The 13,257-nt window shown below is 65.7% G+C and carries 13 protein-coding genes; 5 read left to right on the top strand and 8 right to left on the bottom strand.

Annotated features, from left to right (window positions below; all coding sequences use genetic code 11):
• Positions 1-10: 10 nt before the first annotated feature.
• The 4 genes from mdo to CH274_RS00375 all read right to left on the bottom strand — a co-directional run bounded on the left by mdo (position 11) and on the right by CH274_RS00375 (position 4,735).
• On the bottom strand, positions 11-1,282 hold the full coding sequence (gene mdo, locus CH274_RS00390; protein WP_032376592.1) for an NDMA-dependent methanol dehydrogenase: 1,272 nt from the start codon (positions 1,280-1,282) through the stop codon (positions 11-13).
• Between the two features lie 199 nt (positions 1,283-1,481).
• Positions 1,482-2,666, bottom strand: a complete 1,185-nt coding sequence (locus tag CH274_RS00385; protein WP_094632323.1) for an MFS transporter — start codon at positions 2,664-2,666, stop codon at positions 1,482-1,484.
• Between the two features lie 123 nt (positions 2,667-2,789).
• On the bottom strand, positions 2,790-3,566 hold the full coding sequence (locus tag CH274_RS00380; protein ID WP_094656493.1) for a glutamate racemase: 777 nt from the start codon (positions 3,564-3,566) through the stop codon (positions 2,790-2,792).
• Positions 3,563-4,735 carry a cystathionine gamma-synthase gene (locus tag CH274_RS00375; protein ID WP_032397583.1) on the bottom strand — a complete coding sequence of 391 codons (1,173 nt, stop codon included), beginning with the start codon at positions 4,733-4,735 and terminating at the stop codon, positions 3,563-3,565. Before CH274_RS00375 ends, CH274_RS00380 begins: the two co-directional genes overlap by 4 nt.
• An 81-nt stretch (positions 4,736-4,816) precedes the next feature.
• Between CH274_RS00375 and CH274_RS00370 the strand changes: the two genes are divergently transcribed.
• Positions 4,817-5,989: an acyl-CoA dehydrogenase family protein gene (locus CH274_RS00370; RefSeq protein ID WP_094645418.1), complete on the top strand. Its 1,173-nt coding sequence runs from the start codon at positions 4,817-4,819 to the stop codon at positions 5,987-5,989.
• 61 nt (positions 5,990-6,050) lie between these two features.
• On the opposite strand, the gene CH274_RS00365 is transcribed toward CH274_RS00370, so the two are convergent.
• Positions 6,051-7,436, bottom strand: a complete 1,386-nt coding sequence (locus CH274_RS00365) for a cystathionine beta-synthase (protein ID WP_032397585.1) — start codon at positions 7,434-7,436, stop codon at positions 6,051-6,053.
• A gap of 96 nt (positions 7,437-7,532) precedes the next feature.
• Here CH274_RS00365 and CH274_RS00360 point away from each other — a divergent pair, with 96 nt between their 5' ends.
• Both CH274_RS00360 and CH274_RS00355 read left to right on the top strand, forming a co-directional pair.
• Complete coding sequence (locus tag CH274_RS00360; RefSeq protein ID WP_045196028.1) at positions 7,533-8,546, top strand: SGNH/GDSL hydrolase family protein; 1,014 nt, start codon at positions 7,533-7,535, stop codon at positions 8,544-8,546.
• 71 nt (positions 8,547-8,617) lie between these two features.
• Entirely contained in the window at positions 8,618-9,838 is a 1,221-nt protein-coding gene (locus tag CH274_RS00355) for an acetyl-CoA C-acetyltransferase (RefSeq protein ID WP_032397587.1), read from the top strand.
• 67 nt (positions 9,839-9,905) lie between these two features.
• On the opposite strand, the gene CH274_RS00350 is transcribed toward CH274_RS00355, so the two are convergent.
• The gene (locus tag CH274_RS00350) at positions 9,906-10,754 is read right to left on the bottom strand and encodes a Bax inhibitor-1/YccA family protein (protein ID WP_032397588.1); all 849 of its coding nucleotides are present in this window, start codon (positions 10,752-10,754) and stop codon (positions 9,906-9,908) included.
• 197 nt (positions 10,755-10,951) lie between these two features.
• On the opposite strand from CH274_RS00350, the gene CH274_RS00345 reads away from it, so the two are divergent.
• Positions 10,952-11,377 (top strand): hypothetical protein, encoded by a 426-nt coding sequence (locus tag CH274_RS00345; RefSeq protein ID WP_032397589.1) that lies wholly within the window; start codon positions 10,952-10,954, stop codon positions 11,375-11,377.
• Positions 11,378-11,381: 4 nt separating this feature from the next.
• Here CH274_RS00345 and CH274_RS00340 read toward each other — a convergent pair whose 3' ends face one another.
• Positions 11,382-12,509: a class I SAM-dependent methyltransferase gene (locus CH274_RS00340; protein WP_094656492.1), complete on the bottom strand. Its 1,128-nt coding sequence runs from the start codon at positions 12,507-12,509 to the stop codon at positions 11,382-11,384.
• Positions 12,510-12,591: 82 nt separating this feature from the next.
• On the opposite strand from CH274_RS00340, the gene CH274_RS29560 reads away from it, so the two are divergent.
• Complete coding sequence (locus tag CH274_RS29560) at positions 12,592-12,714, top strand: hypothetical protein (protein WP_254923930.1); 123 nt, start codon at positions 12,592-12,594, stop codon at positions 12,712-12,714.
• Between the two features lie 13 nt (positions 12,715-12,727).
• Here the strand turns inward: CH274_RS29560 and CH274_RS00335 are convergent, their stop codons facing one another.
• On the bottom strand, positions 12,728-13,252 hold the full coding sequence (locus CH274_RS00335; RefSeq protein WP_032397591.1) for a peroxiredoxin: 525 nt from the start codon (positions 13,250-13,252) through the stop codon (positions 12,728-12,730).
• Positions 13,253-13,257 lie beyond the last annotated feature (5 nt).

Below are 13,257 nucleotides of genomic sequence, written 5' to 3'. Positions count from 1 at the left end.
CTGCGCAGCATCAGTACGACTCGTTGATCGCGTGCGAGACGACGGGGATCATCGACTCCACGGTCACCTCACGGGGGTTGCCCGGGGTGCACCAGTCCTCCTGGATGTGCTCGGAGATCTTCAGCACCGACTTCTCGTCGCCCTTGATCACGTCGCCCTTGCCCGCGTACTTGCCGGTGTTCATCCGGTTCTTGTCGTACGTCGCCGAACGGATGGAGCCGAAGTTGTCGGGAATTCCGACGTCCTTGGCGAGCCTGATGGCGGCTTCGACGGCAGCATCGGCCGCCTGCACGGTGGTCATGTTCTTGGTATCGACGCCCATGGCCACGGCGATCTCGGCGTAACGCTCGTAGCGTGAGGGCAGGTTGTACTCCCACACGCGCGGCAGAGCGATGGCGTTGTTGAGGCCGTGAGCGCTGTCGTAGAACGCGCTGATCGCGTGCGAGATCGAGTGGATGACACCGAGTCCGCCGGAGTTGAACGCCTGCGTGGCGATGTACTGGGCGTTCATCATGCCCTCGCGAGCTTTCAGGTTGCCCGGGTCGTACACCGCTTCACGAAGGTGCTTGGACACCAGGCCGATCGAGTAGATGGCGTTGCCGAGCGACGGCGCGAAATCGAGACGCGAGACGTACGGCTCGGCACCGTGGGCGAGAACGTCGAAGCCGCAGAACGCGGTCCACTGCTGCGGGCAGGTGTAGTAGAGCAGCGGATCGTCCAGTGCCAGAGTCGGTGTCGACGCTTCGTCGAACGCCAGCCACTTGTGCGGCTTCTCCATGTCCGAGGTGTCGGTGATGACGTAGGCCCAGGACGTCTCCGAACCCGTTCCTGCCGTGGTCGATACGGCGATGTGAGGTGGATTCTGCTTGTTGGTGGACTTGGAGAATCCCTCGAACTCGTTGATGTTGCGTCCGTCGTGCGCGACGACGACGCGAATGCCCTTGGCCGCGTCGTGGCTCGAACCACCACCGACGGAGATGACGCTGTCGCACTTCTCCTTCTGGTACAGCGCGGCACCGTCCATGACGTTGTAGTCCTTGGGATTGGACTCGACCTTGTCGTAGAGGACCACCTCGACGCCCTGGTACTCGATCTTGCCGATCAGTTCCTCGATGATTCCGGAACCGCGCAGACCGGTCGTGACGAGCAGCGAGCGCTTGAACCCGAGTTCCTTGGCCTCGACACCGATCATGTCGTGGGCACCGACTCCCAGCTTGGCGCGCGGCAGCGGATGAAACTCCTTGATGGGGAATTCCCAGATCTGATTGAGCTCGATAACCATCGGTGTCTCCTCGGTGAGTGTGAGTGACAAGACGCCTTCTGCTGTGATCGGCGTCTCACTGATGACCACACTCCACCGCCGCACACCGCGTTGGGAACACCTCGAGGCGGGAACCCTGCCAACGACCCGACCGAACTACCCGATCGGGTAGGAGTACTCGCTCACCCTCGGCACAGGAAGAACCACAGACTCTGGCGCACTACCGATCTCGGCGCTGCGCCAGCGAGAATCCGAGAACCGAGAACAACGCCATCGCGATGACGAACGCGCCGTACACCTCCACCGTCGTGCTCAACCCCAGCCGATGCACCGACAGACCGGCGACCACGGCGGGCACGCTGAAGGCGAGGTAGCTGATGACGAACGTCGTGGCGAACACCCCGCCTCGCTCCGCTGCGGGAACCAGGGCACCGAGCGTGCGCATCGCGCCGAGAAAAGTTGCTCCCCAACCCGACCCGGCGATGACAGCCCCGACGAAGTACAGCCCGATCGAGCCGATCTCGACCGATACCAAGGTCAGCGCCACACCGATCGCAAGCACGGACGCGCCGATCATCATCACCCTGCGAGGAAATCCGTTGCGCACCACGGCAGCTGCTATCGAACCGGAACCGAACAATGCGAAGATCTCCAATCCGCCCACGATGTGGTTGTCGACACCGAAGACAGTGCCGATGATGGACGGACCGAGCGAGAGGTGGAAACCACCGAGAGACCACGTGGCGAACAGGGCGGGAGCGATGAGAAGGAACGGTGCCCGCACCGATTTCGGGATCGACATTCTCGGCAGCAGGGTCGACGCGAGGTGGCGTCGGGAATCGAAGCCGCGCAACGCCGATGTCTCGGGGACGAACAGCAGCGCCACCGCGAGGACGAGCGCCGCGCCGATCAACAGAACGAACACGAGGATCTCCGGTGCCGGAGCCAACTGCACCAGCAACCCGGCACCGAGCGCCCCGGCCGCCAGACCGAACGAAGGTGCCACGCTGTTGAGCAGCGGCCCGGTGGACACGTCGGGCTGGAGATCGATGATGGCCGCACTCATCGCACCCGTGGCCGCGCCTGCAGCAATCCCCTGCACCACCCGAGCGGCGATGAGGAGCGGCACGCTGTCGGAGACGATGAACAGCACCAGGCTCACCACGAGCATCAGCAGCGACGCAATCAGAATCGGCTTACGACCGATGTGGTCCGACAGGCTGCCGACGGTGAGCAGCGTCGCCAGGAGCGCCACCGCGTAGACGGCGAAGATGAGCGTGAGTGTGATCGCGCTGAATCCCCACGACTGCTGGTACACCGGATACAGCGGAGACGGTGCTGCCGACGACGCCATCAGCACGATGAAGGCAACGCCCACCACCCAGAAGGCGTATCGATGCGGCATCCTCGCCGCGGTCCTTCCGGCACTACCGCGCACTTCGACGCCGACCATGTGTTTCCCTTCACCGCAGTGACCGTTAGCTCAGTGAAAGACAACGCTCGGGAGCGTCCTGCATTCCCCGACGGGTCAGTGCTGCTCTGCTCGCAGGTCGTCGAGTAGCAGCTTTCCTTCGGGATACCGCTGCGCGCTCGCAGGCAACCCGCCCTCGATTCCGCTGAGCCACACCGAGACGCGGCCGGTACCCGAACCGCTCGAGCCGACCTCGTCGACGCGTCGGACGGTCTGATTGGCCACGGCCTCGGCGCTGTCGAACATCGTCACCTCGGTGGGCAGCTGCGCAACGATCTCGCCCCGCACCAGCGGGTAGTGCGTGCACCCCAGCACGACCGACTGGACGTCGTCGGGCGTGGCAGCCACGGCGGCGGCGATCGCAGCGCTGATCCCCCGCTCGTCTCCGCGGTCGATCGAATCCGCCAGACCGTGGCACGCCACGCTCGTCACCGTCCGATGCGAGGCGAACTCCTCGATCAACCGCGCTTGATAGGCACTGGCCGTCGTTGCTGCCGTTGCCCAGATCGCAATCCGATCACTCTGCGCCGCAGCGGGTTTGATCGCCGGGACGGTACCCACCACCGGGATCGTGTCACCGAGCGCGGCCCGAACGTGGCTCAGCGCCGTCACGCTGGCGGTGTTGCACGGAAGCACGACCACCTCGGCACCGAGATCGACGGCGTGCTCGGCGGTGGCGACCACCCGGTCGATCACCCACCGATCCGGTCTGGGTCCCCAGGGAGCGTTGTCGGGATCCATCATCAGCACCAGATCGAGCTCGGGACGCACCTGGCGAAGCCGCGCAGCCGTAGGGAGCATCCCCAGGCCCGAGTCGATCAGTGCGACGATCATGCCAATGCTTGCTCGACGTCGCCGACCAGGTCGGCACCGTCCTCGATGCCGACCGACAGCCGCACGAGATCGTCGGGTACCTCGAGCAACGAACCGGCCGTCGAAGCGTGGGTCATCGCGCCGGGATGTTCGATCAGCGACTCGACGCCGCCCAGGGACTCCGCCAAGGTGAAGATCTCGGTCTTCGCGCAGAAGTCGAGTGCAGCCTGCTTGCCGCCGGCCAGCCGCACCGACACCATGCCGCCGAACCGTCGCATCTGCTTGGCCGCGACCGCATGAGACGGGTGCGATTCGAGTCCGGGATAGATGACCTGCGAAATGGCCGGATGCCCCTCGAGGAATTCCACGATCTTCTCGGCGTTGTCGCTGTGTCGCTCCATCCGCAGCGCGAGAGTCTTGATGCCCCGCAAGGTCAGGAACGCGTCGAACGGTCCCGGAACACCGCCCGCGCCATTCTGCAGGAACGCGAACGCCGTATCGAGCTCTTCGCTGTCGGTCACCAGCGCGCCGCCGACGACATCGGAGTGTCCGCCGATGTACTTGGTGGTCGAGTGCAGCACCACGTCGGCACCGAGGCTCAGGGGCTGCTGCAGGTACGGGGACGCGAACGTGTTGTCGACGACCAGCTTGGCCCCGCCCTCGTGCGCGACGCCCGAGAGCGCCTCGATGTCACCGACGTTGAGCAACGGGTTGGTGGGCGTCTCGACCCAGACCAGCTTGGTGTTCGGGCGCATCGCCGCACGGACCTCGTCGACATCCGACACCGCAGCCACCGAGTACTCGATGCCCCACTGGGTGAAGACCTTGTCGATCAATCGGTACGTGCCGCCGTAGGCGTCGTTGGGGATGACGAGGTGGTCACCGGGGCGAAGCGCCGAGCGGAGCAGGCAGTCCGTCGCCGCCATGCCCGAGGAGAACGCGCGCCCGTAGGTGCCGGACTCGATGGCCGCCAGGTTGGCTTCGAGCGGCCGACGCGTCGGGTTGCCGGTGCGCGCGTACTCGAAACCGCTGCGCATACCGCCGACGCCGTCCTGAGCGAAGGTGGAGCTGGCGTAGATCGGCACGTTCACCGCGCCGGTCAGCGGATCCGGCTCGTAGCCTGCGTGCACCGCCTTCGTGGAAAAGCCCTGCCAGGAGGTGTTGTCTGCCTTGCTGCGCTGCTCACTCATGCCCTCCACCCTAATCGGCCTGCGTCGCCCGGCGGGGTCGTGGGTAACCTGCGAAGACAACCCCCAGCGGAAAGAGGCACCGTGGCCAACTCCCAGAGCGTCGACGAACTGTTCGCGATCGATTCACTCCTCGACGACGAGGAGCGTCAGATCCGAGACACCGTCCGCAAGTTCGGCAACGAGCGCATCCGTCCACACATCGCCGACTGGTTCGACGAAGGCACTGTGCCGGCCCGTGAACTGGCCAAGGAACTGGGCTCGCTCGGGTTGCTGGGCATGCATCTCGAGGGCTACGGCTGCGCCGGAACCTCCGCGACGGCGTACGGCCTGGCCTGCCTCGAGCTCGAGGCGATCGACTCCGGCATTCGATCGCTGGTCTCGGTGCAGGGCTCACTCGCGATGTTCGCCATCTGGAAGTACGGCTCCGAGGAGCAGAAGCAGCAATGGCTACCGGGCATGGCCGAGGGATCGCTGATCGGTTGCTTCGGGCTCACCGAGGCCGACTTCGGATCGAACCCAGGAGGCATGCTCACCCGCGCCAAGCGCGACGGTGACGACTGGATCCTCAACGGCAGCAAGATGTGGATCACCAACGGGCCGGTCGCCGACGTCGCCGTCGTGTGGGCCCAGACCGACGACAAGGTCAGGGGTTTCGTCGTCCCCACGGACACCCCCGGATTCACCGCCAACACGGTCAAGAAGAAGCTCTCGCTCCGCGCGTCGATCACCGGCGAGTTGGTGTTCGACGACGTCCGGCTTCCTGCCGACGCGATGCTGCCCGAAGCCCGCGGCCTGAGCGGCCCGTTGAGTTGCCTGAACGAGGCCCGCTTCGGCATCGTCTTCGGTGCCATGGGCGCGGCGCGGGATTGCATCGAGTCGGCGATCGAGTACTCGAAGACCCGCGCGGTGTTCGACAAGCCGCTGGCCGGGTACCAACTCACCCAGGCCAAGCTCGCCAACATGGCCCTCGAACTCGGCAAGGGTCAGCTGCTCGCGCTGCACCTGGGCCGACTGAAGGACAAGGGTCAGCTACCGGGTGAGCGAGTGTCCCTCGGCAAGCTCAACAACGTGCGCGAAGCGATCAAGATTGCTCGTGAATGCCGAACGATCCTGGCCGCCAACGGAATCACGCTGGAATACCCCGTGCTACGACACGCCAACAACCTCGAATCGGTCCTCACCTACGAGGGCACGTCCGAGGTTCATCAGCTCGTGATCGGACAGGCGCTCACCGGCACCAGCGCGGTGCGATAGAGCGGCTGGCGCCGCATGTGAATGGAACTTCGTAGCCTGCTACGAAGTTCCACTCACATGCCTAGGCTCCCTTGCTGAGGAATCCGAGCAGATCGTGGCGGGTGATGACGCCGACGGGCTTGCCTTCCTCGACGACCATCAGCGCATCGGATTCGCCGAGTGCCTTGGTGGCGTCGGAGACAGTCTCTCCGGCACCGATCAGCGGGAACGGCGCGCTCATGTGCTTGGCGACGGGGTCGGCCAACGCGGCCCGTCCCTCGAACACGGCGCTCAGCAGATCGCGCTCGGTGACGCTGCCGGCAACCTCGCCTGCCATGACGGGCGGCTCGGCACCGACCACGGGCATCTGCGAGACGCCGTACTCGCGCAGGATCTCGATGGCGTCACGCACGGTTTCCGACGGGTGGGTGTGCACCAGGTCCGGGAGCGCGCCGGACTTGCCGCGCAGCACTGCACCGACGGAGGTCTCCTCGGTGGTGCCGTCCAGGCGTGAACGCAGGAATCCGTACGAGGACATCCAGGAATCGTTGAAGATCTTGGCCAGGTAGCCGCGTCCGCCGTCGGGCAGCAGCACGACGACCAGCGCGTCGGGACCTTCACGCTCGGCGACCTGGATAGCAGCAACGGCAGCCATGCCGCACGAGCCTCCGACCAGCAGGCCCTCCTCCCGTGCGAGGCGACGGGTCATGTCGAACGAATCGGCATCGGAGACCGCGATGATCTCGTCCGGGATGGACGGGTCGTAGGCGGTCGGCCAGAAGTCCTCGCCGACGCCCTCGACGAGGTACGGGCGTCCCGTACCTCCGGAGTACACCGAGCCCTCGGGGTCGACGCCGATGACCTTGACCTTGCCGCCGGAGACCTCCTTGAGGTACTTGCCGGTGCCGGAGATGGTGCCGCCGGTGCCGACGCCTGCGACGAAGTGGGTGATCTTGCCGTCGGTGTCGGCCCAGATCTCGGGACCGGTGGTCTCGTAGTGGCTGGCCGGGCCCGCCGGGTTGGAGTACTGGTTGGGCTTCCAGGCTCCCTCGATCTCGCGAACGAGTCGATCCGAGACGCTGTAGTAGCTGTTGGGGTCCTCGGGCGCGACGGCCGTGGGGCAGACGACGACCTCGGCTCCGTACGCGCGCAGCACGTTGCGCTTGTCCTCACCGACCTTGTCGGGGCACACGAACACACACTTGTAGCCACGCTGCTGCGCGACCAGTGCGAGACCGACGCCGGTGTTGCCGGACGTGGGTTCGACGATGGTGCCGCCCGGCTTCAGTTCGCCGGACGCCTCGGCCGCGTCGATCATCTTGACGGCGATGCGGTCCTTGGACGAACCACCCGGGTTGAGGTATTCGATCTTGGCCGCGACAGTGCCGGCGCCGTCGCCGATGACGGTGGACAACTTCACCAACGGGGTGTTGCCGATGAGTTCGGTGATGTGCTGTGCGATGCGCATTGCTCCATCTTCCCAGATGCAGGTATTCGACTCTCGGTCACGGCCGTCGACACCCGCATACGATGGTGAGGAAGGCATGAGGAGAGGGATCGATCTGTGACGGCGAGCGGATGGCGTACCGCTGCGAAAGCGAGCGCCGCGACAGTGCTGGCAGGCTCGGGAGCAGGGACGGCGTCCTGGGCCGCGTACCGACATCTGATGGCGCAGGCCGCTGCGGCGCGTGGCGTCATCGGGCGCACCACGGCCAAACCACCGGAGGCGGACGGCGTCTACACAGCGGGCTGCGTGGCCCCGGAACGGTGGCGATTGGGAAGTTCAGCAGATATTCATCTGATGATCTTCGGCGACTCCACCGCGGCAGGCGTCGGCTGCACCGTCGCCGACGAGGTTCCCGGCGTTCTGCTGGCCAGAGGATTGGCGGAGGAAACAGGCCAACGAATTCGTTTGAGCACCAAGGCAATTGCCGGTGCCACATCCAAGGGACTCGAAGGCCAGGTCGACGCCATGTTCGTCGCAGGTCCCCCTCCCGACGCCGCGGTCATCTTCATCGGCGCCAACGACGTCACCAAGAAGTTCTCCATTCCGGCTTCGGCGGCCCGACTGGGCGACGCGGTGGAGCGGCTCACCGCCAAGGGCTGCGTCGTCGCCGTGGGTACGTGCCCCGATCTCGGTGTCGTGACGGCCATTCCGCAGCCGCTGCGTACCGTCGTCCGCAATTGGGGTCGCCGCCTCGCCCACGCCCAGACTGCCCGCACGCTCAGCGCGGGCGGGCATCCGGTGGCCCTGGCCGATCTGCTGGCTCCCGAGTTCCTCGCGGCCCCCGACACCATGTTCTCGGCGGACCGCTTCCATCCCTCGGCGGCCGGCTACGAGCTTGCCGCACAGCAGATTCTGCCGGTGCTCGCCTCCGCCCTCGGCGTGTGGCACGGTGGTCCGCTGCCCGAACTGCCGACGGTGTCTGCTGCCGTCGAATCGCGCAAGCCGATCCCCCGTGCCACCGCAGCCCTCGACCGATTTCTGCGCCGGCGAACAGCAGAACTCGACGCCGAGATCACCACTGCGTCGGAGGATCTCGTACGTCGCGGCAGCGCCGATTCGGCGGGGTTGTAAGTTCGGTCAGGAGACATCGCCTACCCGGCGGTAGCAAAGCAGGTACGCAGTATCGATTCGAAGGAGATCTCATGCCAGAGGCAGTCATCGTCGCCACCGCGCGCTCACCGATCGGCAGGGCGATGAAGGGGTCGCTCAAGGACATTCGCCCCGACGACCTCACCGCTCAGATGGTCGCCGCTGCGCTGGCCAAGGTGCCCTCGCTCGACCCGAAGGACATCGACGACCTGCTTCTGGGCTGCGGACTGCCCGGCGGCATGCAGGGCAACAACCTCGCTCGCATCGTCGCGGTTCAGCTCGGCTACGACTCCCTGCCCGGAACGACGATCACGCGATACTGTTCGTCCTCGCTGCAGACCACCCGCATGGCGCTGCACGCGATCAAGGCGGGCGAAGGTGACGTGTTCATCTCGGCCGGTGTCGAGAGCGTGTCCAGCTTCGTTCACGGCAGCTCCGACTCGCTCCCCGAGAGCCACAACCCGATCTTCGCCGACGCCGAGGCCCGTACCAAGAAGGCACAGGAAGAGGGCGCGGACAGCTGGACCGACCCCCGCGAGAACGGCGAACTGCCCGACGCGTACATCGCGATGGGCCAGACGGCCGAGAACGTCGCGCTTCTGACCGGCATCACCCGCGAGGACCAGGACCACTGGGGCGTGCGCAGCCAGAACCGCGCCGAAGAGGCCATCAACGCCGGATTCTTCGAGCGGGAGATCACCCCGGTGACCCTCGCCGACGGCACCGTGGTCAGCACCGACGACGGCCCTCGCGCCGGCACCACGTACGAGAAGATCAGCCAGCTCAAGCCGGTCTTCCGACCCAACGGCACGATCACTGCCGGCAACGCCTGCCCGCTGAACGACGGCGCAGCAGCGCTCGTCATCATGAGCGACACCAAGGCCAAGGAACTGGGCCTGACCCCGCTGGCGCGCATCGTCTCCACCGGCGTCACCGGCACCTCTCCCGAGATCATGGGCCTCGGACCGATCGAGGCCACCCGCAAGGCGCTGAAGATCGCGGGCATGTCGATCTCCGACATCGACCTGTTCGAGATCAACGAGGCCTTCGCGGTGCAGGTCCTCGGTTCGGCGCGCGACCTCGGCATCGAGGAGGACAAGCTCAACGTCTCCGGCGGTGCCATCGCCATCGGCCACCCGTTCGGTATGACCGGTGCCCGGATCACCACCACGCTGCTCAACAACCTGACGACACACGACAAGACGTTCGGCGTCGAGACCATGTGCGTCGGCGGCGGCATGGGCATGGCCATGGTGCTGGAACGTCTCAGCTGATCCGAGACAGCACAACGAGAAAAGCCCCGCCTCTCCCGAAGGAGTGGCGGGGCTTTTCTCGTGAGTACTAGTCGTTCTGGAAGTAGCTCAGCAGTCGCAGGATCTCGACGTACAGCCAGACCAACGTGATGGTCAGACCGAGGGCGACGCCCCAGGCTGCCTTCTCCGGTGCCTGTGCGCGGATCAGCTGATCGGCCTGGTCGAAGTCGAGCAGGAAGCTGAACGCGGCGATGCCGATGCAGACGAGGCTGAAGATGATGGCCAGCGGTCCGCCGGAACGAAGACCGAAACCGTCCTCCATGAAGAAGCTGGCGACGAGGTTTCCGAGCATGAGGACGACGACACCGATGAGGGCACCGACGACCATGCGGGTCAGGCGCGGGGTCACGCGGATCGCGCCGGTCTTGTAGACGATCAGCATGCCGAAGAACACGCCGAACGTGCCGAGGACGGCCTGACCGATGAGGGCCGATCCGCCGACCCCACCGAACGCGACACCGGTGAACATCAGCGACAGTGCGCCGAGGAACACGCCTTCCGCTGCGGCGTAGGCGAGGACGATGGCCTTGTTGTCCATCTTGCGACCGAAGGTCGCGAACATGACCAGGCCGAAGCCGATCAAGCCACCGCCGATGACGAACGGAGCGGCCAACGCGGTGTTGTTGGAGACCAGCAGGTACGAGATGATCGCCGTGACGCTCAGCACACCGAGGGTGATGCCGGTCTTGGTGACCACGTCGTCGATGGTCATTGCCCGCTGTGCGGGCTGGGTTGTGTACGGGTCGGCCTGCGTTCCGGGATGCTGGCCGAAGGTGGCGGCCTGCGAGGCTCCAGCCGTCGCAGATCCGAATGTGGCGTAGCCGCCGCCCTGCTGCTTGGGCAGGTTGCGGAACACCGGGTTGCTGGAGGTGCGCACCGTGTCTCTTCCCTTCGTAAGTTCTGATCCCCACCGGGGATCTCCCCGTCGGTCATCAGTAGAACGTCTGACATCCGGACAAAAGTTCCCAGGAGGAGAACTTCTACGACGGACAAATCGGACTCTACCGGGTGGGGGCTCGACACGCGGAGACGACGGCGTGTGTGACACCGAATCGAAACGGGCACTATGAGGAAATGGCAATCGAAGACGGACCCGACCAGACCTTGGACCCCAGCGAGAGCGTCGACTCCGACGAGGTGCGCAACGACGACGGTGACACCGTGGTCGATCCCCCCGATCACTGGAGCGAGGCCAACAGCTTCGGCACCACTGCTCGCGAAGCAGCCGAGGGCGAGAGTCTGGACCTCAAGCTCAGCGAGGAAGAACCCGACATCGCCGTCGAAGACGATCTCGACCGCCCGATCACCGAGACCCCCGACGACGAGTTGACCGAGGAACTGGTCGACCACGTCATCGAGGAATCCGACGAGGATCCGGACGTCGATTACGCAGAAGGCCAGCGTCAGGCCGAAATAGTCGAAGGCACTCTCGTCGAGGACCTCGGACGCAACCGGGGACAGATCGACGGAGCTCCCGAAGACGGCGGCCCGGTCACCTGACCGTCTACCGTTGCTCGCTCGAACGCACCGAGCGAGCAACGGTGAACTTGCCGTTGCGCCCCATCAGGTCGGTGGGGCCGACGGCGTCGGCCAGTTCGCGCCGATAGTTCAGATGGGTGTTGAACACCGTCCACAGTTGTCCTCCCGGCCTCAGCACGCGGCCCGCCGCCGCGAACAACTTGCTCGCGCCGCCCGTGTGCACCGCAGCACCCTCGTGGAACGGCGGGTTGCACACCACCAGATCGACCGACTCCGATTCGACCGTGGACATCGCATCGTCGGCGAGCACCGACACACGCGTCCCGTTGGCCTCGGCCGTGGCCGCCGCCGATGCAATCGCTGCGGACGAGCGGTCGGTGGCGATCACCTCGAGGTCGGGCCTGGTGCGCGCCAGCTCGGTGGCGAGAATTCCTGTGCCACAGCCCAAGTCGACGGCAACCCGAGCTCGCGGGAGCATCTTCGGAACGAACTCGAGCAGATACCTGGTCCCGATGTCGAGGCCCGCACCTGCGAACACTGCCCCGTGCGCCACCACCGTCAAGTCCAGGTCGGCAATCCTCTTGCTCACCGGATACGTCATTCCCGACGCCACCGCCCCACGTGCGGTGAGCACTCGGGCCTTCTGTCGTCCGCGGCCGGCCGTCACCGTCTCGAACGACTTCCGCAGGACGTCGTTCATCGCCAGGGTCATGTGCTTGTCTCGTCCCCCCGCGAGGACGACGACGTCCGACGATGCGTGTGCGGCGATGTGCTCGGCGATCTCGGTGAGTTCGGCCAGACCTCGCGGCAACTGCATCAGCACCACGCCGACGCCGTCGAGAAGTTCGGCACCGAGCGCGTGCTGGGTGTAAGTCCCGGCCATCGAGACCCGCGCGGCGTTCAGCTCGAGCGCGCGCACTCCGGTGACGGCGTCCTGATGCACGCGTATCGCGGAGAACCCGACAGAGGCGGCCCCGAGGGTCAGGGCTCCGTACCGGTCGCCGATCACCGCGATCGGCCTGGTCCTGTCGATTCCGGTCAGTTCGTCGACGGTATCGAGGACGAGGCGGTCCGCGGCGTCGACGGCGTGAAGGTTGGGTGCCTCGGCGTCGGGCTCGCGACGAAGGGCGTCGAACAGGGATTCATCGGGCACTCGAGCAGTATCCCACCCGGCCGAGCCCGGACAGCCCGCGCGGCGAGTGGCTATTGCCGCGAATCAGGGGCATGCTCGGGGAATGGAACACAAGGACAAGAACGAGGCGCTCTTCAGCCATCCCGACGACGCATCGACCGATGCGCACGCCGAAACATCGAAGCCTGCCGTCTACACCGCCCTGTTCAGCGGCGCGAACGAATAGCGAGAACAGCCCTTCACGACAGGTAGCGCAGGTACTCCAACGCCTTGGTCGCATGTACGTGACCGCGTTCGCTCTGCACCACCATCCGCACCACTCGGTTCCGATCGATCACGAATGTCGTCCGCTTCACGGACAGTAGCTGCCGCAGGTACCCACGGTTGGCTGCATGCGCCCGCCCGCGTTCGAGCTCACGAAGCCGACGCCGCCGGGTGAACCACCCGCCTCGTCGCACTCCGAACTGCTCGGCCACCGCACCGTCGGAGTCGGACAGCAACGGATAGTCGAACGACCTCTGCAGCGCGAAATGCTGGTTGCGATCTCGGGTGTCGGTACTGATGCCGACACGTTGCGCGCCGAATCTCTCGAACTCCGTGCCCAAGTCCCTGAAATGACACGCTTCGGCCGTGCAGATGGGGCTGTTGGCCGCCGGGTAGAAGAACAGAACGACCGGGCCCGACGCAGTCAGGTCGGTCAGCGCACGCAGTTCCCCGGAATGGTCCGGTAGCTCGAAATCCGGGGCGGTATGTCCGATACGCATGGGGC

The organism is Rhodococcus sp. 06-418-5, assembly GCF_002258285.1.
In the GTDB taxonomy this organism is placed as follows: domain Bacteria; phylum Actinomycetota; class Actinomycetes; order Mycobacteriales; family Mycobacteriaceae; genus Rhodococcoides.
The sequence above is the reverse complement of the archived record's forward strand: the minus strand, read 5'-3'. Positions and strand labels throughout refer to the sequence as shown.

Coding starts and splice junctions, on each gene's coding strand:
- CH274_RS00380 (WP_094656493.1), bottom strand. CDS start 3,566: ATGATCGTCGCACTGATCGACTCGGGCCTGGGGATGCTCCCTACGGCT.
- CH274_RS29560 (WP_254923930.1), top strand. CDS start 12,592: ATGGAACACAAGGACAAGAACGAGGCGCTCTTCAGCCATCCCGACGAC.
- mdo (WP_032376592.1), bottom strand. CDS start 1,282: ATGGTTATCGAGCTCAATCAGATCTGGGAATTCCCCATCAAGGAGTTT.
- CH274_RS00345 (WP_032397589.1), top strand. CDS start 10,952: ATGGCAATCGAAGACGGACCCGACCAGACCTTGGACCCCAGCGAGAGC.
- CH274_RS00355 (WP_032397587.1), top strand. CDS start 8,618: ATGCCAGAGGCAGTCATCGTCGCCACCGCGCGCTCACCGATCGGCAGG.
- CH274_RS00335 (WP_032397591.1), bottom strand. CDS start 13,252: ATGCGTATCGGACATACCGCCCCGGATTTCGAGCTACCGGACCATTCC.
- CH274_RS00365 (WP_032397585.1), bottom strand. CDS start 7,436: ATGCGCATCGCACAGCACATCACCGAACTCATCGGCAACACCCCGTTG.
- CH274_RS00375 (WP_032397583.1), bottom strand. CDS start 4,735: ATGAGTGAGCAGCGCAGCAAGGCAGACAACACCTCCTGGCAGGGCTTT.
- CH274_RS00385 (WP_094632323.1), bottom strand. CDS start 2,666: ATGCCGCATCGATACGCCTTCTGGGTGGTGGGCGTTGCCTTCATCGTG.